This is a genomic window from Streptomyces sp. AHU1 (assembly GCF_045343905.1).
Classification (GTDB): Bacteria; Actinomycetota; Actinomycetes; order Streptomycetales; family Streptomycetaceae; genus Streptomyces; species Streptomyces triticiradicis.
Window position 1 is genome coordinate 9187763 of the sequence record NZ_CP174283.1, and the last position, 26875, is coordinate 9214637.

A 26875-nucleotide genomic window follows, 5' to 3' on the forward strand; every position below is an offset into this window, starting at 1 on the left:
ATCCGCCCCCGTGCCCGACGGCGCCGCCGGCCCCGCCGCGGCCGTCGGGCACCGGCGAGAGAAAGGAATCACCCGATGCCGCTGTCGAAGCAGCGCGCCGGCGCACCGCGGGTCTCGCCCTCGGTCGAGGCGTTCCTCGACGAGTCCGGGCACGTGGGCGTGCTCACCACCCTCAGGCCCGACGGGACGCCGCACACGGCGCCCGTACGGTTCACCTGGGACAAGACGGCCGGCCTGGTCCGGGTCATGACCGTCGCCTCCTCGCGCAAGGCGCGCAACCTGCTGGCCGGCCCCGGCGGCCGGGTGGCGATCTGCCAGGTGCAGGGCTTCGCCTGGGTCACGCTGGAGGGCTTTGGCACGGTGGTGCGCGAACCCGGGCGGGTGGCCGAGGGAGCCGAGCGGTACGCCGAGCGGTACCTCTCGGCGCCGCCGAACCCGCCCGGCCGGGTGGTGATCGAGATCGAGGTCGACCGGGTACTGACCCTCAACACCTGAGCAATACCCGCGCACCACCGCGGCCCCGGCACCCGGGCGCGCGGCGGCGGCCTTCCCGGCCGCGCCGCGCGCTCACCCGTCTCGCGCGCCTACGAAAGGGGCGGGGGAGTGCCGTTCGCCCACAGCAGGCGGAAGGACAGCAGGGTCAGCCGCCACCCGGCGGGGGTGCGCAGGGCCTCGCCGTCGACGAAGGTGCCGGTGGTGAACAGCGGCGCGAGCACGCCCTGCGGCGGGACGTGGCGCGGGTGGTGCACGTGGGTGGAGACCAGGTTGGCGCGCAGGGCGGCCCGCTCCCCGTCCAGGACGACCACGGCCGGGGAGCCCAGGTGCTGGGTGGCGGCGAAGGCCGCCAGGGCCTTGCGGTGGAACTCGGCCATGCCCTCGGTGCCCTGGTGCCGGCTCATCGGCGGGAAGGCCACCACCGCGTCCGGGGTGAACAGCTCCGCCGCCCAGGCGTCGTCGAGTTCTTCGTCGTCGAGGGAGACCAGATAGCGGTTCAAAAGGGCCGCCACGAGAAGGCTTGCGGTGCCGGATTCCTCGAGGATTTCGGTGGAGGTCATCCTTGAGCATGCGCCTCGTCCGTCCCGTCCGGGCAACCCCGCCTGACAAAGATCTGACATTGCTGACGCTTTTCTGTCATTGATTGTCGAAGGTCTGTATCGATCCGTCTTTACGCCCCGCCCGGGCCCTCGTGATACTGGCCGGACACCAGTGGGAAGAGGCGGGATGAGCACCTTTGATGCAGATGCCGTGGTCGTGGGAGCCGGGCCCACCGGACTCATGCTCGCGGGCGAGTTGAGGCTCAATAAAGCCTCGGTGATAATCCTTGACAAACTTTCCGAGCCGATCAGGGAATCCCGGGCGCTCGGCTTTTCCGCGCGGACCATCGAGGAATTCGCCCAGCGCGGCCTGATCGCCCGCTTCGGCGAGGTCGGCGTCATTCCGGTCGGCCACTTCGGCGGCGTCGGGCTCGACTACCAGGTGCTCGAAGGCGGCTCGTACGGCGCCCGCGGCATCCCGCAGGCCCGCACCGAGGGCGTCCTCGGCGGCTGGGCGCGCGAACTGGGCGCCGAGATCCGCCGCGGCGTCCAGGCCACCGGCCTGGCCCAGGACACCGAGGGCGTGACGCTCACCGCGCAGGGCGCGGACGGCACCCACACCCTGCGCGCCCGTTACGTGGTGGGCTGCGACGGCGCCCGCAGCACCGTGCGCAAGCTCGCCGGCATCGACTTCCCCGGCACCGAGCCGGCCATCGAGCTGCGCTTCGCGGACGTGGCCGGCGTACCGCTGCGCCCGCGCTTCAGCGGCGAGCGCGTCCCCGGCGGCATGGTGATGGTCATCCCCATCGGCCCGGACCGCAGCCGCGTCATCTACTTCGACAGCGCCGAGCCCCTGCGCAAGAGCCCCGAGGCGATCACCTTCGAGGAGGTGGCCGCGTCCTGGCAGCGCCTGACGGGCGAGGACATCAGCGCCGCCACGCCGCTGTGGGTCAGCTCCACCACCGACACCAGCCGCCAGGCCACCGAGTACCGGCGCGGCCGGGTCCTCTTGGCCGGTGACGCCGCGCACATCCACCTGCCCATCGGCGCGCAGGGCATGAGCGCGGGCATCCAGGACGCGGTGAACCTCGGCTGGAAGCTCGCCCTGGACATCCGGGGCCGGGCGCCCAGGGGCCTGCTCGACACCTACCACGCCGAGCGGCACCCGGTCGGGGCCCGGATCCTGACCAACACGCTCGCCCAGCGCATCCTCTACCTCGGCGGCGACGACATCACCCCGCTGCGCGAGGTCTTCACCGAGCTGGTGGACAACCACGCATCGGTCCGCCGCCACCTCGTCGGCATGGTCACCGGCCTCGACATCCGCCACGACGTCGGCGCGGGCGACCACCCGCTGCTCGGCCGGCGCCTGCCCGAGCGGGAACTCGTCGTCGACGGCGAGAAGACCTCGGTCTTCGCGCTGCTGCACGCCGGCCGCGCCGTGCTCCTCGAACTCGGCGGCGACCACGGCCTGAGCGAGGCGGCCGCCGGCTGGGCCGACCGCGTCGAGACGGTCCGCGCCGACCAGCCCGACTGCGACGCCCCGGTGGACGCCATCCTCGTCCGCCCCGACGGCTACGTCGCCTGGCTCGCGCCCCAGGGCGCCGGCTCCCAAGGCCTCACCGACGCTCTCGCCCGCTGGTTCGGTCCCGCCGGCTGAGCGCCTCTTGGTCCCGCTTTGTCCGTACCTCCACAGGAAGCGAAGAAGAATGCCTTTCATCTCCCTTGAGGACAAGCACCTGACCGTCCTCAACCTCTTCACCACCGACACGCCCGAGAAGCAGGACAGCCTGATCGAGGAGATGCGGAAGATCGTCGACGCGGCGGCCTACGACGGCTGGATGAACAGCACCGTGCACGCGGGCGTCGACAGCCTGGGCACCGCCAACTTCATCCAGTGGCGCAGCGGCGAGGACCTGGAGCGGCGCTACGAGGGCGAGGAGTTCAAGCACCGCACCCTGCCCGTCTTCGGCGAGATCACCACCTCGATCAGGCTGCTGCAGAACGAGGTCGCCTACACGCTGACCTCGTCCGCCCTCGACGGCAGGGTCGAGGTCGGCCCGCACCGCGACGACTACACCGTCCTCGGCGTCTTCTCCGTCACCGACGACGGCCAGGACGAGGCCATCGACGCCCTCGGCAAGGGCCAGGACTTCCTCGCCGAGGTCCCCGGCTTCCGCTCGCACGTGGTCCTCAAGGGCCTGCGCGCCCGCGGCCTGGACGGCAAGTTCGTCGTCTCCTACTCCCAGTGGGACAGCAAGGAGGCCTTCGACTCCTACCGCGACCAGGCCCCCGAGCAGCAGTCCGCCGCGCGCAAGGAGGCCCACAACCGCGTCCGCGCCGTCTCCACCGCCGACCCGTACATCAACTCGTACACCGTGGTGCACTCCCGCTCCGCCGGCGAGTGAAACCGTCGCGCCCCCCACGGCGCGACGCACCGCAATGCCCCGGACGTCCGGCACCCCGCTCAGGGCGCCGGGCGTCCCGCGTACGTGCCCCCATCCATGGGAAGGCGCGCCGTGCACCCGCTCCGGCGGAATTCGAGAATCCCCCGTGCGGCGCGCTATCGCCGGGCGGGACCGTCAAGCCAGTGGCGAATTCAGGCCGCCACCAGGACGCGTCTGCACCGCGCTCTGCCGCGCACACGCCGAGGAGCCAAACCTTATGCACAGCACGTTGATTGTCGCCCGGATGGCAGCAGCCTCGTCCGCCGATGTGGCAAAACTGTTCTCCGAATTCGATGCGACGGACATGCCCCAGCGCATGGGAACGCGGCGCCGCCAGTTGTTCTCGTACCGGGGCCTGTACTTCCACCTCCAGGACTTCGACGAGGACAACGGGGGCGAGCTGATCGAGCAGGCGAAGGGCGATGCGCGCTTCGTCCAGATCAGCCAGGACCTCAAGCCGTTCATCGAGGCCTACGACCCCACGACCTGGCGTTCACCGGCCGACGCGATGGCCGCACGCTTCTACACCTGGGAAGCGTCCGCATGACCCGCCGACGCGTCGTCATCACCGGAATCGAGGTGATCGCCCCCGGCGGTATCGGCAAGGAGAAATTCTGGAACCTGCTGAGCGAGGGCCGCACCGCCACCCGCGGGATCACCTTCTTCGACCCCACGCCCTTCCGCTCCCGGGTGGCCGCCGAGATCGACTTCGACCCGTACGCCCACGGGCTGACCGCACAGGAGGTGCGCCGCCTGGACCGGACCGCGCAGTTCGCGGTGGTCGCCTCGCGCGGCGCGGTCGCCGACAGCGGCATCGAACTGGGCGGGATCGACCCGCACCGCATCGGTGTCACCGTCGGCTCCGCGGTCGGCGCCACGATGAGCCTCGACGAGGAGTACCGGACCGTCAGCGACGGCGGCCGGCTCGACCTGGTCGACCACACCTACGCCGTCCCGCACCTCTACAACCACATGGTGCCGAGCTCCTTCGCCTGCGAGGTCGCCTGGGCCGTGGGCGCCGAAGGCCCCTCCACCGTGGTCTCCACCGGCTGCACCTCCGGCCTCGACTCGGTCGGCTACGCCGTCGAGCTGGTCCGCGAGGGATCGGCGGACGTGGTGATCGCGGGCTCCTCGGACGCCCCCATCTCCCCGATCACGATGGCCTGCTTCGACGCCATCAAGGCCACCACCCCCCGCCACGACGATCCGCAGAGCGCCTCGCGCCCCTTCGACGGCACCCGCAACGGGTTCGTGCTGGGCGAGGGCACCGCCTTCTTCGTCCTGGAGGAACTGGAGAGCGCCAGGATGCGCGGCGCGCACATCTACGCCGAGATCGCCGGCTACGCCACGCGCTCCAACGCCTACCACATGACGGGCCTGCGCCCCGACGGCCTGGAAATGTCCGAGGCCATCGACACCGCCCTCGGCGAGGCCCGCATGAACCCCGAGACGATCGACTACATCAACGCGCACGGCTCGGGCACCAAGCAGAACGACCGGCACGAGACGGCCGCCTTCAAGCGCAGTCTCGGCGACCACGCCCACCGCACGCCGGTCAGCTCCATCAAGTCGATGGTCGGGCACTCGCTCGGCGCGATCGGCTCCATCGAGATCGCCGCGTCCGCCCTGGCCATGGAGTACGACCTGGTACCGCCCACGGCCAACCTGACGACGCCCGACCCCGAGTGCGACCTCGACTACGTCCCCGTCACCGCACGGGAACAGCTGGTCGACGCGGTCCTCACGGTCGGCAGCGGATTCGGCGGCTTCCAGAGCGCCATGGTGCTGGCCAGCCCGGAAAGGAATCTCCTATGACCGCGTCGGTAGTGGTCACCGGCCTCGGCATCGCCTCGCCCACCGGGCTGGGCATCAAGGACTACTGGTCGGCGACTCTTGGCGGAAAGAACGGCATCGGCCGCATCACCCGCTTCGACCCGTCGAGTTACCCCGCCCGCCTGGCGGGCGAGATCCCCGGCTTCGTCGCCGAGGACCATCTGCCCTCCCGCATCCTGCCGCAGACCGACCGGGTCACCCGGCTCGCGCTGGTGGCCACGGACTGGGCACTCAAGGACGCGGGCGTCGACCCCGCGCAGATGCCCGAGTTCGACATGGGCGTCATCACGGCCTCGGCCGCGGGCGGCTTCGAGTTCGGCCAGGGCGAGCTGCAGAGCCTGTGGGGCCGGGGCAGCCAGTACGTCTCGGCGTACCAGTCCTTCGCCTGGTTCTACGCCGTCAACAGCGGCCAGATCTCGATCCGCAACGGCATGAAGGGCCCGGCCGGCGTCGTGGTCAGCGAGGGAGCCGGCGGTCTCGACGCCGTCGCCCACGCCCGCCGCCAGATCCGCAAGGGCACCTCGCTGATCGTCACCGGAGCCGTCGACGCCTCCATCTGCCCGTGGGGCTGGGTGGCCCAGCTGTCCACCGGCAGGCTGTCCACCAGCGACGAGCCCGCCCGCGCCTACCTGCCCTTCGACCGCGACTGCCGCGGCTATGTGCCCGGCGAGGGCGGCGCGATCCTCATCACCGAGGACGCCGACGCGGCGCGCGCCCGCGGCGCCCGCAGCTACGGCGAGATCGCCGGCCACGCCTCGACGATGGACCCCAGGCCCGGCAGCGGCCGCGAGCCGGGCCTGCGCAAGGCCATCGAGCTCGCCCTCGCCGACGCGGGCGCCGACCCCGGAGACATCGACGTCGTCTTCGCCGACGGCGCCGGCGAGCCCGAACCGGACCGCACCGAGGCCCAGGCGATCACCGCCGTCTTCGGAGCCCGCACCGTCCCGGTGACCGTGCCCAAGACGATGACCGGACGCCTGTACTCGGGCGCGGCCCCGCTGGATGTGGCCGCCGCCCTCCTCGCCATCCGCGACGGGGTCATCCCGCCCACCGTGCACGTCGACCCCTGCCCGGACCACCTGCTCGACCTGGTCCTGGACCAGCCGCGCCCGGCACCGGTGCGCAGCGCGCTGGTCCTGGCCCGCGGCAGCGGCGGCTTCAACTCCGCCATGGTCGTGCGCGCCGCCCGGTAGGGCGCCCGCGCCCGCACCCACACCACCACCCACGCAGCACCACTGAGGAAAGGGACTTCCACCATGGCCACCAAGGCGTTCACCCTCGACGACCTCAAGCGCATCCTGAAGGAGGCCGCGGGCGTGGCCGAGGGCGTCGACCTGGACGGCGACATCCTCGACACCGAGTTCGAGGTGCTCGGCTACGAGTCCCTCGCCCTGCTGGAGGCCGGCAGCCTCATCGAGCGCGAGTGCGGCATCTGCCTCGACGAGGAGGCCGTCAACGACGCGCACACGCCGCGGACCTTCATCGACGTCGTCAACATGCAGCTCGCTCCTGCCACGGCCGCCTGAAGGGATCCGGACATGACCCAGCACACCACCCCCAGGGTCGCCGTCGTCACCGGCGCCACCAGCGGCATCGGCCTCGCCTCGGCGCGCCTGCTCGCCTCGCAGAACCATCAGGTGTTCATCGGCGCCCGCAGCGCCGACAACATAGCCGCCACCGTCAAGGAGCTCCAGGCCGAGGGCCTGGACGTGGACGGCGCGGTCGTCGACGTCCGCGACACCGCCTCGGTGGACGCCTTCGTCCAGGCCGCCGTCGACCGCTTCGGCACCATCGACGTCGTGGTCAACAACGCCGGCCGCTCCGGCGGCGGACCGACCGCCGACATCACCGACGAGCTGTGGCAGGACGTCATCGAGACGAACCTCAACAGCGTCTTCCGCGTCACCCGCGCCGTGCTCGGCACCGGCGGCATGCGGCACAAGAACCGCGGCCGGATCATCAACATCGCCTCCACCGCGGGCAAGCAGGGCGTCGTCCTCGGCGCCCCGTACTCAGCCTCCAAGCACGGCGTCGTCGGCTTCACCAAGGCACTGGGCAACGAGCTGGCCCCCACCGGCATCACCGTCAACGCGGTCTGCCCCGGCTACGTCGAGACCCCGATGGCCCAGAAGGTCCGCCAGGGCTACGCCGCCGCCTACGACACCTCCGAGGACGCCATCCTCGAGAAGTTCCAGGCGAAGATCCCGCTCGGCCGCTACTCCACCCCCCAGGAGGTGGCCGGCCTGGTCGGCTATCTGGCCTCGGACACCGCCGCCTCCATCACCTCGCAGGCGCTCAACGTCTGCGGCGGCCTGGGCAACTTCTAGGCCTTGTCCGCAAAGCCGCGGGGCAGGCGGGACCTTGCGGACACCACCCGGCAGGGCCCGCCCCCACGCACCCTTGAACACCACCCGAGGAGAACCCGTCATGACCACGCGTGAGGTCGAGCACGAGATCACCGTCGGCGCCCCGGCCGCCGCCGTCTACCAGTTGCTTGCCGACGTCGGCAACTGGCCGCGCATCTTCCCGCCCACCATCCACGTGGACCGGATCGAGGACCGGGGCGCCGAGGAGAAGATCCGGATCTGGGCGACCGCCAACGGCCGGCCCAAGAACTGGACCTCGCGCCGCACCCTGGACCCGGCCGGCCTGCGCATCACCTTCCGCCAGGAGGTCCCTGCCGAGCCCGTCAAGCACATGGGCGGTACCTGGATCATCGAGCCGCTCGGCGAGGCGGCCTGTCGCGTCCGGCTGCTGCACGACTTCAGCGCCATCAACGACGACGCGCACGACCTGCTGTGGATCGCACAGGCGGTGGACAAGAACAGCACCTCCGAACTGGCCGCGCTCAAGGTCAACGTCGAGGCGGCGCACGCCGCGCAGACCGAGGAACTGACCTTCTCCTTCACCGACACCGTCCAGATCGCGGGCTGTGCCAAGGACGTGTTCGACTTCATCAACGAGGCCCAGCTGTGGGCCGAACGGCTCCCGCACGTGGCCGTGGTGCGCCTCGAGGAGGACACCCCGGGCCTGCAGGAGCTGGAGATGGACACCCGCGCCAAGGACGGCTCGGTGCACACCACCAAGTCCTACCGGGTGGTCTTCCCCCACGACAAGATCGCCTACAAGCAGGTCACCCTGCCGGCCCTGATGACCCTGCACACCGGCGAGTGGACGTTCACCGAGACCGACGAGGGCACCACCGCATCCTCCCAGCACACCGTCAGCCTCAACACGCACAACATCGCGCGCATCCTCGGAGACGAAGCCACCGTCGCCGACGCCCGCGCCTACGTGCACACGGCGCTGTCCACCAACAGCCGCGCCACCCTCGCGCACGCGAAGGCCTACGCCGAGTCGAAGGCCTCCTGAGCATGGCGCCCGACCTTGCAACGGGCGGCGGCGAGCCGGCACCGGACGGCACGGGCCGCCCGGACCGGCTCGCCGCCGAGGTCCTGGTCGTCGGCGCCGGCCCCGTCGGGCTGATGCTCGCCGCCGAACTCGCACGCGGCGGCGTGGACGTGGTCGTGGTCGAGAAACGCAAGGCCCCCTCCACCGAGTCCCGGGCCTCCACACTGCACGCCCGCACCATGGAGATCCTCGACGCCCGGGAACTGCTGCCCGACATCGGCACGCCGCCCCACGAGCCGCGCGGCCACTTCGGCGGCCTCCCGCTCGACCTCACCTGGCCCAGCACCCATCCGGGCCAGTGGAAGGTGCCGCAGACCAGGACCGAGGCGGTCCTGGAGGAGCGGGCGATCGCGCACGGCGTCGACATCCGGTGCGGCCACGAACTGGTCGCCGCCGACGAGGTCGGCGAGTACGTCGAGGCCGAAGCCCTCGGCCGGGACGGAGTCCTGCGGCTGCGCGCCCGCTACCTGGTCGCCTGCGACGGCGAGGACAGCACCGTACGGCGGCTGACCGGGGTGGACTTCCCCGGCCACGACGCCGGCCGGGAACTGCTGCGCGCCGACGTCGAGGGCATCGACATCCCCGACCGGCGTTTCCAGCGCCTGGACCGGGGGCTGGCCATCGCCTGGCGCAACGACCAGGGCGTCACCCGCGTCATGGTCCACGAGTTCGGCCAGGCGGCCGGCCCGCGCACCGCGAACGCCCCGTTCGAGGAGGTCGCCACCGTCTGGAAGCGGGTCACGAAAGAGGACATCAGCGGCGGCACCCCGCTGTGGGTGAACTCCTTCGGCGACGCCTCCCGCCAGCTTGCCTCCTACCGGCACGGGCGCATCCTGTTCGCGGGGGACGCCGCCCACCGGCAGATGCCGATCGGAGGCCAGGCCCTCAACCTCGGTCTGCAGGACGCCTTCAACCTCGGCTGGAAGCTCGCGCTCACCGTGCGCGGACAGGCTCCCGACACCCTCCTCGACACCTACCACGCCGAGCGGCACACCGCCGGCCGCCGGGTCCTGGCGAACATCGAGGCCCAGGCCCTGCTGCTGCTCGGCGGCCCCGAGGTGGAACCGCTGCGCGCACTGATGGCCGAGCTGACCGGCCTGGAGGAGGCACGGGCCCACCTGGCCGGGATGATCAGCGCACTCGACGTGCGCTACCCGGTGCCCGGCCCCGCACACCCGCTGCTCGGCGCCCGGCTGCCGCACACCGTCGTGCGCTCCCGCGGGCGCGAGCTCGGCAGCACCGCCGAGCTGCTGCGCGCCCGCGGCGGCCTGCTGCTCGACCTGGACGCGACCGGCCTACGGGTGCCCGCCGGCTGGGCCGACCGGGTCACCGCCCTCGCCGGCGCCCCGGAGCCCGGCTCGCTTCCCGGTGAGCCGGGGGCCGTTCTGGTACGGCCCGACGGCCACGTGGCGTGGGTCGGCCGGGACGAGGACGGGCTGGCCCAGGCACTCGGCCGCTGGTTCGGCCCGGCCCGCCCACCGGCCCCCTGAGCGTCCCCGGACCGGCAGCCCGTACAAGCCCCCCACGAGCGCGTCCCCCACGCGCACGCCCGCACCCCACCCGCACACCCACCCACCACCCACTCCCCAGTGATCCCCACTGTCAGGAAGGACAGCCCATGCAAGGCAGCGAAGGGACAGTGGCGGACACCGACGTCATCGTCGTCGGCGCCGGCCCGACCGGACTGATGCTCGCAGGCGAACTGCGCCTGGGCAAAGCCCGCGTCGTCGTGATCGAGAAACTGGCGGCGCCCACCGGGCAATCCCGCGGCCTGGGCTTCACCGCCCGTGCCATGGAGGTGTTCGACGAGCGCGGGCTGCTGCCCCGGTTCGGCCAGGGCGAGACCCTCGCCACCAGCCCCGTAGGACACTTCGGCGGGGCCCAGTTCGACTTCACCGTCCTCAAGGACGCCCACTTCGGCGCCCGCGGCATCCCGCAGGGGCAGACCGAGGCGGTGCTGGAGGGCTGGGCCGCCGAACTCGGCGCCGACATCCGGCGCGGCTGGGAGTTCGTCTCGCTCGCCGACGGCTTCCTCGACAAGGACCACGTCGAGATCACCGTCCGCACGCCCGAGGGTGACGAGCAGCGGCTGCGCGCCGCGTACCTGGTGGGCGCCGACGGCGGCTCCAGCCGCGTCCGCAAGGCGGCCGGCTTCGAGTTCCCGGGCACCGACGCCACCCAGGGCATGTACCTCGCCGACGTCACCGGCTGCGCGCTGCGGCCGCGGTTCCTCGGCGAGCGCCTGAGCAACGGCATGGTGATGGCGGCCCCGCTCGCCGAGGGCGTGGACCGGATCATCGTCTGCCCCGACGGCCGGCCGGCGCACGACCGCGAGCGGACCGTCACCTTCGAGGAGGTCGCAAAGGCCTGGCAGAGCATCACCGGCGAGGACATCTCGCACGGTGGCGCCGACTGGGTGTCCTCCTTCACCAACGCCACCCGCCAGGCCTCCGAGTACCGGCGGGGCCGGGTGTTCGTGGCCGGCGACGCGGCGCACATCCACCTGCCGGCCGGCGGCCAGGGCCTGAGCACCGGCGTGCAGGACGCGGCCAACCTCGGCTGGAAGCTGGCCGCCGCGGTCCGCGGTGACGCCCCCGCGGCGCTGCTGGACACCTACCACGCCGAGCGGTGGCCGGTCGGCCGCCGCCTGCTGGCCAACACCCGGGCCCAGGGGATCGTCTTCCTCGGCGGCCCGGAGTCGGACCCGCTGCGCGAGCTGCTGGGCGAGCTGGTCCAATACGACGACGTCAAGCGGCACCTGGCCGGAGCGGTCAGCCACCTCGACATCCGCTACGACCTCGGCGCGGACGAGGACGCCCACCCGCTGGTCGGCCGGCGCATGCCGGCGCGGCTGCTGGCCGGCGCCGACGGCGAGCGGCGCACCGCGCGACTGCTGCACCCGGGCCGGGCCGTACTGCTCGACCTCGCCGACGACGGCCGGGCGCGCCGTACGGCAGCCGGCTGGCAGGACCGCCTCGACGTCCACACCGTGTCCGCCGAGCCGGCCGACGGCCCGGACGCACTGGCCGGCGTCCCCGCGCTGCTGCTCCGCCCCGACGGGTACGTGGCCTGGGCCGGCGAGCCCGCGCAAGGGCTCGCGGCCGCGCTGGAGCGGTGGCTGGGAGCCGCCTCTGCCTGACCGCCCCGGGGCCGCGGCATGCGGGGGCGACGTAGGGGGCCGGCACGCGCAAGGCCCCGGTTCCGCGTCGGGAAGAACGCGGAACCGGGGCGGTTCAAGGACGGCGCGTCAGACGGCGACGGCCTCCACGACCGAGACGGCCGCGGCGGTCTCCACGACCCGCTCCAGCTTGAACCCGGCCTGCGCCACCAGCTCCGCGTACTGCGACCGGGTGCGCTCCTTGCCGCCCACGAGCAGCAGCAGCCACAGGTCGACGAGCTTGCCGGAGTGCGGCTCCTCCCCCTCCGGGACCACCATCTCCACCAGCAGCAGCTTGCCGCCCGGCTTGATCGCGGCACGCACGTTGCGCAGGATCTGCAGGGCCTGCTCCTGCGGCCAGTCGTGCACGATGTGCTTGAGGACGTAGGCGTCCGCACCCGAGGGCACCGGGTCGAACAGGTCGCCGTCGGCCAGGGTCACACGGTCCGCGACCCCCTGCGCGGCCAGGAACTCAGCAGCGCCGTTCACGGCGATCCGCGGGTCCGAGAGGATGCCCTTGGTGTCGGGCGCGCTGTTGAGGATGCCGGCCAGCAGCCCGCCGTCGGCTCCGCAGAAGTCCAGGACCGTGCCGAACTGCGAGAAGTCGTACGCGGCCACGACCGGCGCGGTCTCGGTGGAGGACATGTTGCCCATCCCGCCGATGAACACCGCGCCGTATTCCGGATTCCGCGTCAGGTATTCGAAGGCGCCCATGCCGCGCCGCTTCGGCAGGCTCGGCTCCCCGGTCCGCACCGAGTCCAGGAAACCGTTCCAGTCCTCCCAGTGCGTCGGGTGGCCCATCAGCACGCACAGGTCGCGCATCGTCACCGGGTGGTCGGCGCGCAGCGCGTCGGCCATCGGGGTCAGCGCCCACAGGCCGTCGTCCTGGCGCGTGAACACGCCCTGGGAGGCGAGCAGGCGCAGCACCCGGCCCAGTGCCCCGGCATCCGCGCCGACCTCGGCGGCCAGGTCCTCGATCGGTCGCGGACCGGCCTGCAGGGCCTCGGCCACGCGCAGTTCGGCGGCGGCGTACAGGGCCTGGGTCACCATGGAGCCCATGGCCAGTTCGAGTAGGGCGAACGGGGGCGGGGCCAGCTCCCGGACCTGCTTCTGCAGGTCCGCCCGGGCCTTCTCCGCGGCGCGGACGACTTCGGGGGGCGGTACAGCGGGCATGTGGTTCCTCCATGACACAAGAGCGAGAACTCCGTCCCAACCGCCGGAAGGGACCCGTCCCGCCACGGTAGGCAGGAGGGATGGACCCGCCCTGGAAAGCGACTTGTACGTCTCTGGAGCGGGACAAACGCCTCGCACACCCCGGGAGTTGTGCCGCGGCCGCCCAACGGCCCTGGCCCAGAACCGCTCGGCGGCCGCTCGACGCGGGCCGGAGACCGGTTCGTTCAGGACGAGGCAGTCGGCATCCTGGGCCCGGCACCGCGTTGCGCAGTCCGACGCCGTTGCTTTGAGCCTCAAGGACTCTCAGCCTTCCGGGCATTTCGGCCCGGAGGGTCCGTCTCATCACCAGAGCGTTAGGGGCTCGGCTTGAGGACGGTCTCTCGTTTCTGTCTGCCGCTGGTGCGGCAGGGTTGCGCCACCGGCCCGCCCCGTCTCCGCCTTGCGGCGGGGACGGGTGGCGCAGGTCTTACGGTCGGCTCCACGAGGCTTCGACACCTGGGGGGTGTCCTGGTCTCCGGCCACTCCGGTACCAGTTGCTGCGGCTGCCGCAAGTGCGGCGAGGTTGAGTGCGGCGTTGGCGTCCCGGTCGATGACCAGGTGGCAGGCGTCGCATTCGTAGGTCCGGACGTGCAGCGGCAGCTTGGCTTTCACCACGCCGCACCCGGAACAGGTCTTGGAGGAGGGGTACCAGCGGTCGGCCATGACGATGCGGGTGGCGTGGCGCTGGCGGGTCTTGTAGGTGAGCTGGCGGCGGATCTCCCCGAATCCGGCGTCGGCGATCCGGCGGGCCAGGCGCCGGTTGCGGAGCATGCCGGCGACGTTGAGGTCTTCGACGACAATGGTGCCGTACTCGGCGGCCACGGCGGTGGTGAGCTTGTGCAGAGCGTCTTCGCGGAGGTTCGCCACACGGTGGTGGACCTTGTTCCGCCGGGCGTTGGCCTTCTCCCACCGGCGGGACGGCTTCTGTCCGGTGCGCCGGTCGGGGCCGCGTCGTCGGGAGACGGTGCGGGAGGCGCGGCGCAGTTGCTTGCGTGCGGCGTCGTAGTGGTTCGGGTTGGGCGCGGTGCGGATCTCGCCGGTGCTGTCGGCCATCACCGCGAGGGTCTTGATCCCGAGGTCGATGCCGACCGCCACGTCCGGCCGTGCCACGCGTTCGAGGTCGCGCTCGACCTCAGCCTGGAAGGACACGAACCAGCGTCCGCGTTCGTGGCGGACGGTCGCGGACAGGATCCGGGCTGTCCCGTCCTGGACGCGCTGAAGGAGCTTCACGGTGGGTTCGTGGGTGCGGATCGTGCCCAGCCTCGGCAGCGTCACATGCCGGCCGTCGGCGTCCGCGCGGATCGTGCCGGTGGTGAACCGGCAGGACAGGCGCGCCTTCCGCTTCGACTTGAAGCGGGGCATACCGACTCGCTTACCCTTGCGCTGTCCGCGCTTGGACTTCGCGTAGTTGTCGAACGCGGCCGATGCGTTCGCCAGGCCGGTGGAGTACGTCTCCTTGGAGTTCTCCTCCCACCACCCGGCGAACCTGGGGTCGGTGTGCTTGGCCTCGTTGAACGCCTTCCGCAGCGACGGGAGCGACCACGGCCGCCACTCGGTCAGAGCCTCCTCGGCGATCCCGTAGGACTCCTCCGCGCGGCGCTGCCACCACGACGCCTCGACCCAGGCAACCGCCCAGTTGTACGCGGCACGGGCGGCCCCGCAGTGCGAGCGCAGCGCGGCCTCCTGGGCGGCGTTCGGGTCCAGAGCGAACCGGAACGCCTGCACCATGAAACCGGGCTGCGGCCGGAACTTCTTCACCCGGCGTCCTGGTCGCTCTCGCCGGTCGCGGCGGCGATCGCGCGGGCGGCACGGTTCTTCGCCGCCCGGCGCCCGTACAGCCGGGCGCACATCGAGGTCAGCACCTCGGTGATGTCCCGCACCAGGTCATCGGCGGTCTCGGTGGGGTCGAGGACGACCAGGCGCCGCCCGGACGCCGACAGTGCGGCTTCCAGGTGCTCGACGCCGAACCGGGCCAGCCGCTCACGGTGCTCGACCACGATCACGGCCGCGCCCGGATCGGACAGGAGCCGATGCAGCTTGCGCCGTCGTCCGTTCAGCCCCGAGCCGACCTCGGTCACGACTTCCGCGATCGGCAGGCCGAGCCCGGTGGCCCCCTGGACCACGCGTGCGACCTGCCGGTCGAGGTCTGACTTCTGGTCGGCCGAGGAGACGCGGCAGTACGCCACGACCCGGCCGGAGACCTCCGGGGCGGGCTCGTCGACCAGCCACGTGCCGGACGGCGTCTGGCGCACCGGGACCGGCATACGGCCCTCTTTCGCCCACGTCCACGCGGTCTGGTAGTGCACGCCGTTGCGTGCCGCCCACTCGGAAAGCTTCACACGATCAAGATAACCGATGAGAAAGGCTGAGATTTGCTGATGAATCATACAGCAGTTCCCGGCCCCCTCGCCGGAGACCGGCGCGCCGTGCGTACCCCGCCCGGGAGCGCCCTCCCCGACCGGCTCGTCGACGGCATGGCCGTCGAACTCGCGTTCGTCCGCGACCTGTTGACGGAGCACGGCCTGAAGGAGCTGCCGTGACCACCGTCTCCACCACCTTGGCGGCGGCCCCGCCGCACACCGGCGGTCGCCTCACGCGGGTGAGGAACGGATCTCAAGGATCGCCTGAGCGATCCTGCGGTCCCGCTGCACCGCCCCTCGACCCCCCTGGTCTTTTCTGAGGATCAAACCGTCTGCATGGAGGAATCGAAAATGGCAAAGAGCGCGATCATCGTGGGCGCCGGGCCGGTCGGTCTGATGCTCGCGGGTGAGCTGCGGCTCGGCGGCGCGGACGTCGTCGTCTACGACAGGCTGCCCGCCCCCAGCGGGGAGTCGCGCGGCCTGGGGTTCACCAGCCGTACCGCGGAGGTCTTCGACCAGCGCGGGCTGCTCGAAAGGCTCGGCGACATCCGCTGGGGCAAGCAGGGCCACTACGGCGGCATCCGCATCGACTTCTCCCTCCTGGACGAGAGCCACTTCGGCATCATGGGCCTGGCCCAGTCCGTCACCGAGGACATGCTCGGCCGCTGGATCGACGAGCTCGGCGTCGAGGTGCGCCGCGGCCACGACCTGACCACCCTGACCGAGACCGAGGACGGCGTGGTCCTCGGCTTCCAGGGCTCCGACGGGTACACCGAGGCCACCGGCACGTACGTCATCGGCTGCGACGGCGGCAAGTCCACCGTGCGCACCCTGGCCGGCATCGACTTCCCCGGCGACGAGGCCACCCGCGGCATGTACCTGGCCGACGTCGTCGGCGCGGACATACGCATGAGGCCCATCGGCGAGCGCATCGAGGGCGGCGGCATGGTGCTGTCCGTCACCCTGGAGCCGGGCGTGGACCGCATCGTCATCCACGAGCCCGGCGTCCGCCCGCACCACGGCGAGGGCGAGCTGGAGTTCTCGGAGCTCGCCGACGCCTGGCAGCGCATGACCGGCGAGGACATCCACGGCGCCTCCGCCTCCTGGATGTGCGCCCTGACCAACGCCACCGGCCTGGCCGCCCAGTACCGCAAGGGCCGCGTCTTCCTCGCCGGCGACTCCGCCCACGACCACGCCCCGCTCGGCGCCCAGGGCGTCAGCGTCGGCCTCCAGGACGCCGTCAACCTCGGGTGGAAGCTCGCCGCCGTGCTCGGGGACCGGGCGCCCCAGTCCCTGCTCGACACCTACCACACCGAGCGCCACCCGATCGGTGAGCAGCTGATGCGCGACGTGCACTCCATGTCGATGCTGTACCTCGCCGGCGAGGAGATGGAGCCGCTGCGCGCCGTCGTGCGCGAACTGGTCACCCTGCCCGAGGCCGCCCGGCGGCTCGCGGGCCGCGTCTCCGGCCTGCACATCAAGTACGACATGGGCGCCGGGGAACACCCCCTGCTGGGGCTGCGGCTGGCCCCGCACCGAGCCGTCGAGCGCGCCGACAACAGCCGCACGACGGTCGCCGAGCTCCTGCACCGGGGCCGCGGCGTGCTCATCGTCACGGACAAGGACGGCGGCCCGGCCGAACTCGCCGCCCGCTGGGCCGACCGCGTGGACGTCATCACCGGCGCCTGGGCCGACCAGGAGGCCGGCCACCACGACGCCCCACGGTCCGTGCTGGTCCGCCCCGACGGCCACATCGCCTGGGCGGCGCCGGCGGGCGGCGACCTCGAAGCCGCCCTCACCCGCTGGTTCGGGACGCCCGCGGCCGTTTGACGGCCCGCCGCACGACACCCCGCTCCACCCCGCCAAGGGACCGGAGCCGACCGGCCGGTACCTGCCGGTCTTCCTCGGCCGACCAACGCCGACCCGGCGCTGCCCCCTGCGCGGCAGCTCTGATGTTTGAGGAGTAGGACATGGCAAAGGGCGCGATCATCGTCGGCGCCGGGCCGGTCGGGCTGATGCTCGCCGGCGAACTGAAACTGGGCGGCGTGGACGTCGTCGTCTACGAGAAGCTCCCCGCGCCCAGCGGCGAGTCCCGCGGCGTGGGCTTCACCCGCCGCGCGGCCGAGGTCTTCGACCAGCGCGGCCTGCTGGAGCGCTTCGGCGACGTCGAATGGGCCCAGGGCCACTTCGGCGGGGTCCACATCGACTTCTCCAAGCTGGACGACAACCACTTCAGCGTCCGCGGCATCCCGCAGTACCGCACCGAGGAGATCCTCGAGGGCTGGCTGGAGGAGCTGGGCGTCGAGATCCGCCGCGAACACGAGGTGCTCGGTTTTCGCGAGAGCGAGGACGGCGTCGTCGTCGAGTACGAGGGCCCCGCCGGCCGCGGCGAGGAGAGCGCCGGCTACCTGGTCGGCTGCGACGGGGCGCGCAGCATCGTCCGCCGGCTCGCCGGCATCGACTTCCCCGGCTGGGAGCCCACCCGCGGGATGTACATGGCCGACATCGTCGGCGCGGACGTACGCCAGCGCCCCATCGGCGAGCGCGTGCCCGGCGGCATGGTCATGGCCTTCAACCTGGAGGACGGCGTCCACCGGATCGTCATCCACAACGAGTCGCTGCGGCCGCCGGAGGACAAGAGCGGCCTCACCTTCGAGACCATCGCCGACGCCTGGCAGGACATGACCGGCGAGCGCCTGCACGACGCCGAGGTCCGCTGGGTCAGCTCCTTCACCGACACCACCCGCCAGGCTGCCCGGTACCGCAAGGGCCGGATCCTGCTGGCCGGCGACGCCACCCACATCCACATGCCGGCCGGCGCGCAGGGCATGAGCGTGGGCGTGCAGGACGCGGTCAACCTCGGCTGGAAGCTGGCGGCCACCATCAACGGCTGGGCGCCCGAGGGCCTGCTCGACACCTTCCACGCCGAGCGGCACCCGGTCGGGGAGCTGCTCATGCGCAACACCCGCGCCCAGACCAAGCTCTACCTCTCCGGCGAGGAGATGGAACCGCTGCGCGCGGTCATGCAGGAACTCGTCCAGGACGCCGCGGTGGCCCGCCACCTGGCCGGCCAGGTCTCCGGCCTCGACGTGCGCTACGACGTCGGCCCCGGCAGCCATCCGTGGCTCGGCCTGCGGCTGCGCCCCGACACCCCGCTCAAGCTCACCGACGGCAGCCCCGCCACCGTGCGGGACCTGCTCAAGCCGGCCCGCGGCGTGCTGTTCGTGACCCCCGCGGCGGCCGACTTTGACGCGCTGCGCGCCACCGCGGCGCGCTGGGGCGACCGGGTGGACACGGTCACCGGCGACTGGGCCCAGGGCGAGCAGGCCGCACCGGACGCCCCGCACGCGCTGCTGGTCCGCCCCGACGGCCACATCGCCTGGGCCGCCCCGGACGAGGCCGGCCCGCAGGAGGCGCTGGAGCGCTGGTTCGGCGCCGTCTGAGACGCCCGACGACTCCGCCGGCGCCCCCGGGAGCACTCCCGCACCCTGCGGGGGGTGCTCCCGCGGGGCGCCGTACGCGTGCCCGAGCGGCCCGGACGGCGCCCGGGACCGGTCCGGGACCGGTCTTCCACCCGGATCCGAGCACTGGTTGAGCGGCGGGACCGACCGTTGGCGGACACCACCCTGACCCCCGGGGGCGGGCCGGGCAGGCACACCGGCGGGGCCGACGCGCCGGCCCCGCGGTCCAGCCGTCCCCCGTCTCCTGAGCGGAGTGCTTCGTGACTAGCGGACGTATGGAAGTGTGCCTTGTCGGCGCCGGACCCCGCGGGCTGTCCGTACTGGAACGACTCTGTGCGCAGGAGCGCAAGTCCCCCCGCTGGGACCGGCTGACCGTGCACATCGTGGAACCGGACCCACCGGGCTCCGGCCGGGTCTGGCGTCCCTCCCAGTCCCGGCACCTCCTGATGAACACCGTCTCCTGCCAGGTCACGGTCTACACCGACGCCAGTGTGGCCATCGAAGGGCCGCTGGAGGAGGGGCCGAGCCTGTACCAGTGGGCCAAGGCGCTGGGCCCCAGCGCCCTGACGCCCGGAGCGGGCACGCCCTACGACGACGAGACCCTCGCCGAGGCCCGGGACCTGGGGCCGGACACCTACCCCACCCGCGCCCTGTACGGCCAGTACCTGACCTGGGTGTTCGGCCGGGTGACCGCGAGCGCGTCCGCGCACACCACCGTCCGCGTGCATGCCTCGCGCGCCGTGGCCCTGGAGGACGCCGAGCCCGGCACGGGCCCCGGCGGGGCGCAGAGCGTGCTCCTGGAGGACGGCACCCGGCTGACGGGCCTGGGCGCGGTGGTGCTCGCGCAGGGCCACGTGCCGGTGCGGCCGACCGATGTGGAGCGGGAGTTCGCCGCGTACGCCGGCCGGCACGGGCTGACCTACATCGCGCCGGGCAACCCGGCGGACGTCGACCTGTCCGCCGTCGCCCCCGGCGAGACGGTGCTGCTGCGCGGCCTGGGCCTGAACTTCTTCGACTACATGGCGCTGTTCACGCACGCCCGCGGCGGGCTGTTCGAGCGCGTCGACGGCCGCCTGGTGTACCGCCCCTCGGGCCGCGAGCCGCGGCTGTACGCCGGCTCCCGCCGCGGCGTGCCGTACCAGGCGCGCGGCGAGAACGAGAAGGGCGCGCACGGCCGTTACCACCCGCGGCTGCTGACCACCGATTTCGTGGCGGCCCTGCGCGCCCGGGTGCGGGGCGGGGAGCCGATCCGCTTCGGCACCGAACTGTGGCCGCTGATCTCCAAGGAAGTGCGCACCGTCTACTACGAGACGCTGCTCGCGCGGCGCGCGGAGCCGGCCGTGGTGGCCGCCTTCGCGCAGGCGTTCCTGCGGGCCGGTGAGGGCGTTGCCGAGGACGCACTGCTCACCGCGGCCGGCATCGGCGACGACGAGCGCTGGGACTGGGACACGGTCGCCCGGCCGTACGGCGAACGGACCTTCCGGGACCTGGCCTCCTTCCGCGGCTGGCTGCGCGGCTACCTCGACGAGGACGTGCGCCGGGCCCGGGAGGGCAACGTCAGCGGCCCGTTCAAGGCGGCCCTGGACCTGCTGCGCGACCTGCGCAACGAACTGCGCCTGGCGATCGACCACGGCGGCCTCGACGCCGACTCGCACCGCGACGAGCTCGACCGCTGGTACACGCCGCTCAACGCCTACCTGTCGATCGGCCCGCCGGCCTCCCGCATCGAGGAGATGGCCGCCCTGATCGACGCGGGCGTCCTCGACGTGACCGGTCCGGGACTGCACGTGGCCACCGACCCCCTCGACCCCGCGGGCCCGGCCTTCGTCGGCACCTCCCCGGACATCGCCGGCCTGCGGGTGCGGGCCACGGTGCTGATCGAGGCCCGGCTGCCGGAGATCGACCTGCGGCGCACCGCCGATCCGCTCATGGACCGGCTGCTGAGCACCGGTCAGGCCCGCACCCACCGCGTCGCGGGCGCGGACGGCTCGTCCTACGAGACCGGCGGCCTGGCCGTGACGGAGCGCCCGTACCACTTGCTCGACGGGCAGGGGGCGCCGCACCCCAGACGGTTCGCGTACGGGGTGCCCACCGAGGCCGTGCACTGGGTGACCGCGGCCGGCATCCGGCCGGGCGTGGGCTCGGTGACGCTGGAGGACTCCGACGCCATCGCGGCGGCGGTGCTGGCGCTGCCGGAGCCTCGTCCCGCGCCGCGGCTGCCCGGGGCGCCGGCGGTCGCGGCGGGGCGGGCGCTGTCCGGCAACGCGGGTGCGGGAGCGGTCGCGTGAGCCGGGCCGCCGACCGACCCGCGGGCCCGGACACGGGGCTGCTGTCCCCGGTCCGGGCCGGCACCCCCGTCGAGGCCGCCGTCGCCGACGCGGCCTGGGTCCAGGCGATGCTCGACGCGGAGGCCGCGCTGGCCCGCGCCCAGGCGCGGTGCGGCACGGTCCCGCCCGCGGCGGCCGCCGCGATCACCGCCGCCGCCCGGGCCCCGGACTTCGACACCAGAAAGCTGGCGCTGGCCTCGCGGGAGACCGCCAATCCGGTGGTGGGCCTGGTCGCGGCGCTCACCGCGCGGGTCGCGGCCCGCTCGCCGGAGGCGGCCGAGTACGTGCACCGCGGCTCCACCAGCCAGGACGTCTTCGACACCGGCGCGATGCTGGTGGCGACCCGGGCCCTCAAGCTGATCGTCGCGGACCTCGGGGCGGTGGCCGACGCCCTCGCCGGCCTGGCGGCCGACCACCGGGACACGGCGATGGCGGGACGCACCCTCGCCCTGCACGCCGTACCCACCACCTTCGGGCTGAAGGCGGCGGGCTGGCGCCAGCTGGTCCTGGAATCCATCGAGCGGCTGGAGCCGCTGGCCGAGGGCGGCCTGCCGGTCTCCCTGGGCGGCGCGGCCGGCACGCTGGCCGGCTACCTCCAGCACGCGGGCGACGACGCCGACCCGGCGGCCGTCCTGGCCGAGCTGGTGGCCGCGTTCGCGGACGAGACCGGGCTGGCCGCACCGGTGCTCCCCTGGCACGCGCTGCGCACGCCGGTCGCCGACCTGGGCGCGGCCCTCGCGCACACCGCCGGGGCGCTGGGGAAGATCGCCGCCGACGTGCTGGTGCTGGCCCGCACCGAGATCGGGGAGGTGGCCGAGCCGGCGGCGGCCGGGCGGGGCGCCTCCTCGGCGATGCCGCACAAGCGCAACCCGGTCCTGTCGACGCTGATCCGCTCCGCCGCCCTCCAGGTCCCGGCGCTGGCCGCCGTCCTCGCGCAGTGCCTGGCGCACGAGGACGAGCGGTCGGCGGGGGTCTGGCACGCCGAGTGGCAGCCGCTGCGCGAGGCGCTGCGGCTGACCGGCGGGGCCGCGCACACCGCCGTGGAACTGGTCCGCGGGCTCACCGTGAACCCCGAGCGGATGGCCGGCAACCTGGAGGCCACCGGCGGGCGGCTCGTCTCCGAGCGGGTCTCCGCGGTGCTCGCCCCGAAGCTGGGCAGGGCGGCCGCGAAGGAACTGCTGACCCGGGCGTCGCTGCGGGCCGCCGAGACCGCCCGCCCGCTGGCCGCCGTGCTGGCGGAGTTTGACGCGCTGCGGGGGATGCTCACGCCCGCGGAACTGACCGCGCTGCTCGACCCGGCCGGCTACACCGGTGCGGCCGGCCCGCTGGTCGACCGGGCGCTGGCCGGCTCGGCACCGGCGCCCCGAAAGACGGTGGGCCGTACCGCCCGCGTGCTCTGAGGACAAGACCGCGGTGTCGCCGGCCCGTTCACCGGGCCGGCGACACCGCGGCAGCAGGGCCGCGCCCCATCGGGGATCCGGTGCGCGGGAGGCGGGGGCGGGGGGTCAGACGGTGCCGAGGCGGAAGCCGACGCCGCGCACGGTGACGATCCAGCCGGGGTCGCCCAGCTTGCCGCGCACGCTGCTGACATGGGTGTCCACGGTGCGGCGCGACCAGGAGTCGCCCCACACCTGCTGGAGCAGCTGTCTGCGCGAAACGACGGTGTCGGGATGCTGCGCCAGCAGGCACAGCAGGTCGAACTCCTTGCGCGTGAGGGTGACCGGCGCGCCGTCGACGCTCACCTCGCGGGAGCCCACCTCGATGCGCAGCCGGCCGTGCCGCAGGATCTCCTGGGCCGGGCCCGCGGCGGCGGCCGGCTGCCACTGCACGCGGCGCATGACGGCCTCGATCCGGGCCATCAGCTCGCGGATCCCGAAGGGCCTGGTGACGTAGTCGTCCGCGCCCGCCTGGAGTCCGAGCACGCAGTCGATCTCGGACTCGCGGGAGGTGACGATGATCAGCGGCACCCGGCTGACCGACCGGATCGCCCGGCACACCTCCAGCCCGTCCAGGTCGGGCAGTTCGAGGTCGAGCAGGACGAGATCGGCGCTGCCGTAGGCCTGCAGGGCCGCGCCGCCGTGGGCCGCCCCGGTGCAGGTGTGGCCGTGCCGGCGCAGCTGGTGCGACAGCCCGTCCCCGGCGTCGGCGCCCACGACCAGGATGCGGCGCCCGGAGACCGCGGGCGCCGGCCGGGGCGCGGCCCTGCCCAGTCCGTCACGGGGCGACGTCCGACCGGGGGCGCCCGGTCCGGGCCCGCTCTGGACGGGGCTCCTGCGGCCGGGCGCGTGCTGGCCGGGGGGCCACGCGCCGGAGGATCCGGGGCGCGGCGGCCACGCCTCCCGCACCGGCGCGAGGGCCCGCGGCTCATCGTGCTCGGGGTGTGGAGCGGACGTCTGGTGCTCCGGCAGTGCCTGCGCCTGAACCTGACTCATGCCTCCCCCGGGGGTCGTGGCGGGGCCGGACCGGTTCGGCCGCCTCCCGCGCCGACGCTAGCGGTGCGCGGTCGAATCCTGGTGCAGGGCCGCTCCAGGGTCCGCCCGGCCGCTCGCCACCCGCCCGCCCCCTCACACCGTGAACACCTCGGTGGCGCCGTGGTTGGGGTCGCCCGCCCGCAGGTGCAGCTCGCCCGCCCCGGGGAGCATGACCACGGAGGCCACCGTCCGCTCCAGGCGGAAGTCCCCGTGGGCGGCGATGCAGACCGGTGGCCGGGACAGCACGCCGAAGTGCTCCTCCGGGGCGGCCTGCGGGCCGAGTCCGGCCAGCCCCTTGGCCACGGCCTCCAGCCGCTCGTCGGAGTTGACCCGGTCGGGGGCCGACTGCCGGTCGAGCGGGATGAAGTCCTCGTGCAGGTAGTGGTTGGTGTGCACGGCCTCCCGCGCGGCGGGCTCGGTCACCCGCAGCTCGGTCCCGCACATCTCGGCGTACACCGCGCGCCGCCGGTCGCACAGCACCAGGTTGCGCGAGCTGGACAGGGTGAGCCCGGCCAGCATCTCCAGGGCCTCGTCCACGCTCCCGGCACCGTCCAGCAGGTGGCGGATGGCCAGGTAGGGGGTGATTCCCGGCCGCCACCGGCCGTCGGTCACGAGGTTCAGCCCGATGGCCAGTCCGTCGCTGTTCATGCCCAGGTAGCCGAGCAGGCCCGCGAAGCTGAGCACCGTCACCCGGCGCGGCGCCCCTGCCCGGGCCAGCGACAGCACCGCGATGTGGCTGTCGATGTCCGCGTTGAGGTCCACCGTCTGCGCCAGCACCGGCCGGGCGATCGGCCCGGTGCGCGCGTACGACGTGCAGTCCCCGGCGGTGGGCACCCCGGTGTAGCCCATCACCTCGCGGCGCAGCTGCAGCAGCCACGCCTCGTCCTCGCGGATCCCGGCCCCCGCGGCCAGCCCCGCCACCTCCTCGGCCAGGTCCGGGACCGCCGCCGCGATCGCCGCCCGGTAGGCGGAGATCGACGGCAGCAGCCCGGTGAACGTCAGCGGCCTGTCGGTGAGGTGGTCCAGCCGTGCCAGGCCGTCGTCGAGGAACGCCCGCAGCGGGCCGGCGAGTGCCGCCCCGTGGGCGTGCCCCAGCTCGAACGGGGTGCCGGCGGCCTTGACGTACGCGACGCTCATGCGGAGGCGGCCGCCTTCTTCGGGCCGTGGGAGAGGGCGTCGAGCACCTGCGGCCACTCGGCGCGCAGGATGCTGTAGAAGACCGCGTCGCGGCGGCGGCCGCCCGGCATGTAGTTGAAGGAGCGCAGGGTGCCCTCCTCGGTGGCGCCGATGTTGCGCAGGCCCTTGCGGGCCTGGACGTTGAGCTGGTCCGTCTTGAACTCCACCCGCTCGGCCTCCAGCACCTCGAAGGAGTGCTGGAGCAGCAGCAGTTTCGCCCAGTGGTTGATGCCCTTGCCGCGGAAGTCGTGGCCCAGCCAGGAGGCCCCGATCTCCAGCCGGCGGTCCTTCTCGGCGAAGCTCAGCAGGCTCATGCTGCCGGCGATCCGGCCGCTGTGCTTGTCCCGGATCACGTAGACGGCGCGGCGGCCGGCCGTGTGCTCGGCGAGGTTGGAGTCGAAGAACGCCTCGAAGTCGGTGTCGTCGCCGACGACCACGGTGAAGTAGCGCCAGATCTCCGGGTCGAGGGCCACCGCGCGGACGCCCTCCCGGTCGGCCTCGCCGATCGGGGTCAGCAGGACGTGTTCGTTCTCCAGGGTGGTGGAGACTTTCTCGGACCAGCTCATAAGGGGGCTCCGTGTGGCGAGTTGCGGACAGAAGGTCAGTGTGGACGGCCGGGCAGAGCGTTCCAAGAGCACTCGGTGATCACTCAGCCAGCTTGCGAAGCTGCTCCAACCGGGTGTGCACCACACCGTGGTTGACGAGGAAGTCGTCGGGCGTCCGGGCGCTGGTCTCGATGCCCTCCTCGGCCAGCGCCTCGCCGAAGTTCTGCCCGTACTCGGCGGTCTTGCGGGCCGCCGACTGCACCGCCCGGTAGGCCTGGTCGCGTTCGACGCCCGCCTCCAGCAGCTCCACCAGCACCGACGAGGAGCACACCAGGCCGTGGGTGGCGGCCAGCGAGTTGCGCATGTGGTCCGGACTGATCCGCAGGTTCTCCAGGATCTCGGCGGCCTTGACCGTCTGGAAGTGCGCCACGGTCATCGCGTCGGGCAGCAGCACCTTCTCCACCGCCTGGTGGGCCAGGTCCCGCTCGTGCCACAGCGCCACGTTCTCCAGCGCCATGTTCGCGTACCCGCGCAGCAGCCGCGCCAGTCCGCACAGCAGCTCGCTGCCGGTCGGGTTGGCCTTGTGCGGCATGGCGCTGGAGCCCTGGTAGGCCTCGACGCGCTGCTCCTCCACCTCGCGCACCTCGGTGCGCTGCAGCAGCCGCAGTTCCAGGGCGATCTGCTCGATGCAGGCGCCCAGCGCGGCCACCGCCTGGATCAGCTGCGCGTGCCGGTCGCGGGCCACGACCTGGCTGGGGGAGGGCTCCACGCCCAGGCCCAGCCGCTCGCACACGTACTCCTCGACGGCCGGGTCGATCAGCGAGTACGTGCCGACCGCGCCGGAGACGGTGCCCACCGCGACGGCCTCGCGGGCGGCCACCAGCCGCTGCAGGGACCGCTGGACGGCGAAGGCGTAGCCGCCCAGCTTGTGGCCGAAGGTGGTGGGCTCGGCGTGCACGCCGTGGGTGCGGCCCACCATCACGGTGTCCCAGTGCTCGAAGGCCCGCTCGACCAGCACCGCGCGCAGCCGCCGCCCGGCGCAGAGGAGGACGTCGCAGGCCTGGGCCAGGGTGAAACCGAGGGCCGTGTCGACCAGGTCGTAGCTGGTCATCCCCAGGTGCACCCAGCGGGCCGAGGACTCCGGCATCTGCTCGGTGTACGCGGTCAGGAAGGAGATCACCTCGTGGTCGCGTTCCTTCTGGATCTCCACGACCCGGGACGGCAGCGGGGCCGCGGCCGCGCGCATGTCGTCGAGGACCGCGGCGGGTACGCGGTCGAGCCGCACCTGTGCCTCGGTCGCGAGGATCTCCACGCGGACGTAGGTCTCGTAGCGGTACTCGTCCGAGAACAGGCGCGCCATCTCGGGCAGGGTGAAGCGAGGAATCATCAGTTTTCCTTCGTGGACACCGCGGCCTTCAGACCGGGGCGGGGGTACCTCCCG

General features: G+C 73.0%; 24 protein-coding genes. 16 read left to right on the plus strand and 8 right to left on the minus strand.

Annotation, left to right across the window (positions count from 1 at the left end):
• The first annotated feature begins 75 nt into the window (after positions 1-75).
• Positions 76-495: a pyridoxamine 5'-phosphate oxidase family protein gene (locus ACICHK_RS40525; protein ID WP_406841004.1), complete on the plus strand. Its 420-nt coding sequence runs from the start codon at positions 76-78 to the stop codon at positions 493-495.
• 89 nt (positions 496-584) lie between these two features.
• On the opposite strand, the gene ACICHK_RS40530 is transcribed toward ACICHK_RS40525, so the two are convergent.
• A complete protein-coding gene (locus ACICHK_RS40530) occupies positions 585-1055 on the minus strand; it encodes a nuclear transport factor 2 family protein (protein WP_406841006.1) in 471 nt (156 codons plus the stop codon).
• A 166-nt stretch (positions 1056-1221) separates the two neighbouring features.
• Between ACICHK_RS40530 and ACICHK_RS40535 the strand changes: the two genes are divergently transcribed.
• The 10 genes from ACICHK_RS40535 to ACICHK_RS40580 all read left to right on the plus strand — a co-directional run bounded on the left by ACICHK_RS40535 (position 1222) and on the right by ACICHK_RS40580 (position 11864).
• Positions 1222-2694 carry an FAD-dependent monooxygenase gene (locus ACICHK_RS40535; RefSeq protein ID WP_406841008.1) on the plus strand — a complete coding sequence of 491 codons (1473 nt, stop codon included), beginning with the start codon at positions 1222-1224 and terminating at the stop codon, positions 2692-2694.
• A gap of 49 nt (positions 2695-2743) precedes the next feature.
• On the plus strand, positions 2744-3442 hold the full coding sequence (locus ACICHK_RS40540; RefSeq protein ID WP_406841010.1) for an antibiotic biosynthesis monooxygenase family protein: 699 nt from the start codon (positions 2744-2746) through the stop codon (positions 3440-3442).
• Positions 3443-3698: 256 nt separating this feature from the next.
• On the plus strand, positions 3699-4028 hold the full coding sequence (locus tag ACICHK_RS40545) for a TcmI family type II polyketide cyclase (RefSeq protein ID WP_406841012.1): 330 nt from the start codon (positions 3699-3701) through the stop codon (positions 4026-4028).
• Positions 4025-5296 (plus strand): beta-ketoacyl-[acyl-carrier-protein] synthase family protein, encoded by a 1272-nt coding sequence (locus ACICHK_RS40550; RefSeq protein WP_406841014.1) that lies wholly within the window; start codon positions 4025-4027, stop codon positions 5294-5296. The genes ACICHK_RS40545 and ACICHK_RS40550 overlap by 4 nt, the downstream gene beginning before the upstream one ends.
• Positions 5293-6507, plus strand: a complete 1215-nt coding sequence (locus ACICHK_RS40555; RefSeq protein ID WP_406841016.1) for a ketosynthase chain-length factor — start codon at positions 5293-5295, stop codon at positions 6505-6507. Before ACICHK_RS40550 ends, ACICHK_RS40555 begins: the two co-directional genes overlap by 4 nt.
• A 63-nt stretch (positions 6508-6570) precedes the next feature.
• Positions 6571-6840 (plus strand): phosphopantetheine-binding protein, encoded by a 270-nt coding sequence (locus tag ACICHK_RS40560; protein WP_406841018.1) that lies wholly within the window; start codon positions 6571-6573, stop codon positions 6838-6840.
• Between the two features lie 12 nt (positions 6841-6852).
• Positions 6853-7641, plus strand: coding sequence for a 3-oxoacyl-ACP reductase FabG (gene fabG, locus ACICHK_RS40565; protein ID WP_406841020.1), 789 nt, complete (start codon positions 6853-6855; stop codon positions 7639-7641).
• A 100-nt stretch (positions 7642-7741) separates the two neighbouring features.
• The gene (locus tag ACICHK_RS40570) at positions 7742-8686 is read left to right on the plus strand and encodes an aromatase/cyclase (RefSeq protein WP_406841021.1); all 945 of its coding nucleotides are present in this window, start codon (positions 7742-7744) and stop codon (positions 8684-8686) included.
• 2 nt (positions 8687-8688) lie between these two features.
• The gene (locus ACICHK_RS40575) at positions 8689-10215 is read left to right on the plus strand and encodes an FAD-dependent oxidoreductase (RefSeq protein WP_406841023.1); all 1527 of its coding nucleotides are present in this window, start codon (positions 8689-8691) and stop codon (positions 10213-10215) included.
• Between the two features lie 128 nt (positions 10216-10343).
• Positions 10344-11864: an FAD-dependent monooxygenase gene (locus tag ACICHK_RS40580; RefSeq protein WP_406841025.1), complete on the plus strand. Its 1521-nt coding sequence runs from the start codon at positions 10344-10346 to the stop codon at positions 11862-11864.
• A 108-nt stretch (positions 11865-11972) separates the two neighbouring features.
• On the opposite strand, the gene ACICHK_RS40585 is transcribed toward ACICHK_RS40580, so the two are convergent.
• The 3 genes from ACICHK_RS40585 to ACICHK_RS40595 form a co-directional block, all read right to left on the minus strand.
• Positions 11973-13055 (minus strand): methyltransferase, encoded by a 1083-nt coding sequence (locus ACICHK_RS40585; protein ID WP_406841027.1) that lies wholly within the window; start codon positions 13053-13055, stop codon positions 11973-11975.
• A gap of 342 nt (positions 13056-13397) precedes the next feature.
• A complete protein-coding gene (gene tnpB / locus ACICHK_RS40590) occupies positions 13398-14852 on the minus strand; it encodes an IS607 family element RNA-guided endonuclease TnpB (protein WP_406841029.1) in 1455 nt (484 codons plus the stop codon).
• Positions 14849-15433 carry an IS607 family transposase gene (locus ACICHK_RS40595; protein ID WP_406841031.1) on the minus strand — a complete coding sequence of 195 codons (585 nt, stop codon included), beginning with the start codon at positions 15431-15433 and terminating at the stop codon, positions 14849-14851. Before ACICHK_RS40595 ends, tnpB begins: the two co-directional genes overlap by 4 nt.
• Positions 15434-15472: 39 nt before the next feature.
• On the opposite strand from ACICHK_RS40595, the gene ACICHK_RS40600 reads away from it, so the two are divergent.
• From ACICHK_RS40600 to pcaB, 5 genes are all read left to right on the plus strand, one after another.
• The gene (locus ACICHK_RS40600) at positions 15473-15634 is read left to right on the plus strand and encodes a hypothetical protein (RefSeq protein ID WP_406841033.1); all 162 of its coding nucleotides are present in this window, start codon (positions 15473-15475) and stop codon (positions 15632-15634) included.
• A 171-nt stretch (positions 15635-15805) separates the two neighbouring features.
• Positions 15806-17284 (plus strand): FAD-dependent monooxygenase, encoded by a 1479-nt coding sequence (locus tag ACICHK_RS40605; protein ID WP_406841035.1) that lies wholly within the window; start codon positions 15806-15808, stop codon positions 17282-17284.
• 140 nt (positions 17285-17424) lie between these two features.
• On the plus strand, positions 17425-18897 hold the full coding sequence (locus ACICHK_RS40610) for an FAD-dependent monooxygenase (protein WP_406841037.1): 1473 nt from the start codon (positions 17425-17427) through the stop codon (positions 18895-18897).
• Positions 18898-19175: 278 nt separating this feature from the next.
• Positions 19176-21203: an FAD/NAD(P)-binding protein gene (locus ACICHK_RS40615; RefSeq protein WP_406841038.1), complete on the plus strand. Its 2028-nt coding sequence runs from the start codon at positions 19176-19178 to the stop codon at positions 21201-21203.
• Entirely contained in the window at positions 21200-22642 is a 1443-nt protein-coding gene (pcaB, locus tag ACICHK_RS40620; RefSeq protein WP_406841040.1) for a 3-carboxy-cis,cis-muconate cycloisomerase, read from the plus strand. The genes ACICHK_RS40615 and pcaB overlap by 4 nt, the downstream gene beginning before the upstream one ends.
• Before the next feature lie 105 nt (positions 22643-22747).
• Here the strand turns inward: pcaB and ACICHK_RS40625 are convergent, their stop codons facing one another.
• The 4 genes from ACICHK_RS40625 to purB all read right to left on the minus strand — a co-directional run bounded on the left by ACICHK_RS40625 (position 22748) and on the right by purB (position 26821).
• The gene (locus ACICHK_RS40625) at positions 22748-23674 is read right to left on the minus strand and encodes a winged helix-turn-helix domain-containing protein (RefSeq protein ID WP_406841041.1); all 927 of its coding nucleotides are present in this window, start codon (positions 23672-23674) and stop codon (positions 22748-22750) included.
• 132 nt (positions 23675-23806) lie between these two features.
• Entirely contained in the window at positions 23807-24850 is a 1044-nt protein-coding gene (locus ACICHK_RS40630) for a C45 family autoproteolytic acyltransferase/hydolase (RefSeq protein ID WP_406841042.1), read from the minus strand.
• Positions 24847-25455 (minus strand): GNAT family N-acetyltransferase, encoded by a 609-nt coding sequence (locus ACICHK_RS40635; protein WP_387714439.1) that lies wholly within the window; start codon positions 25453-25455, stop codon positions 24847-24849. Before ACICHK_RS40635 ends, ACICHK_RS40630 begins: the two co-directional genes overlap by 4 nt.
• A 79-nt stretch (positions 25456-25534) precedes the next feature.
• Positions 25535-26821: an adenylosuccinate lyase gene (purB, locus tag ACICHK_RS40640; protein ID WP_406841043.1), complete on the minus strand. Its 1287-nt coding sequence runs from the start codon at positions 26819-26821 to the stop codon at positions 25535-25537.
• Between the last annotated feature and the right edge of the window lie 54 nt (positions 26822-26875).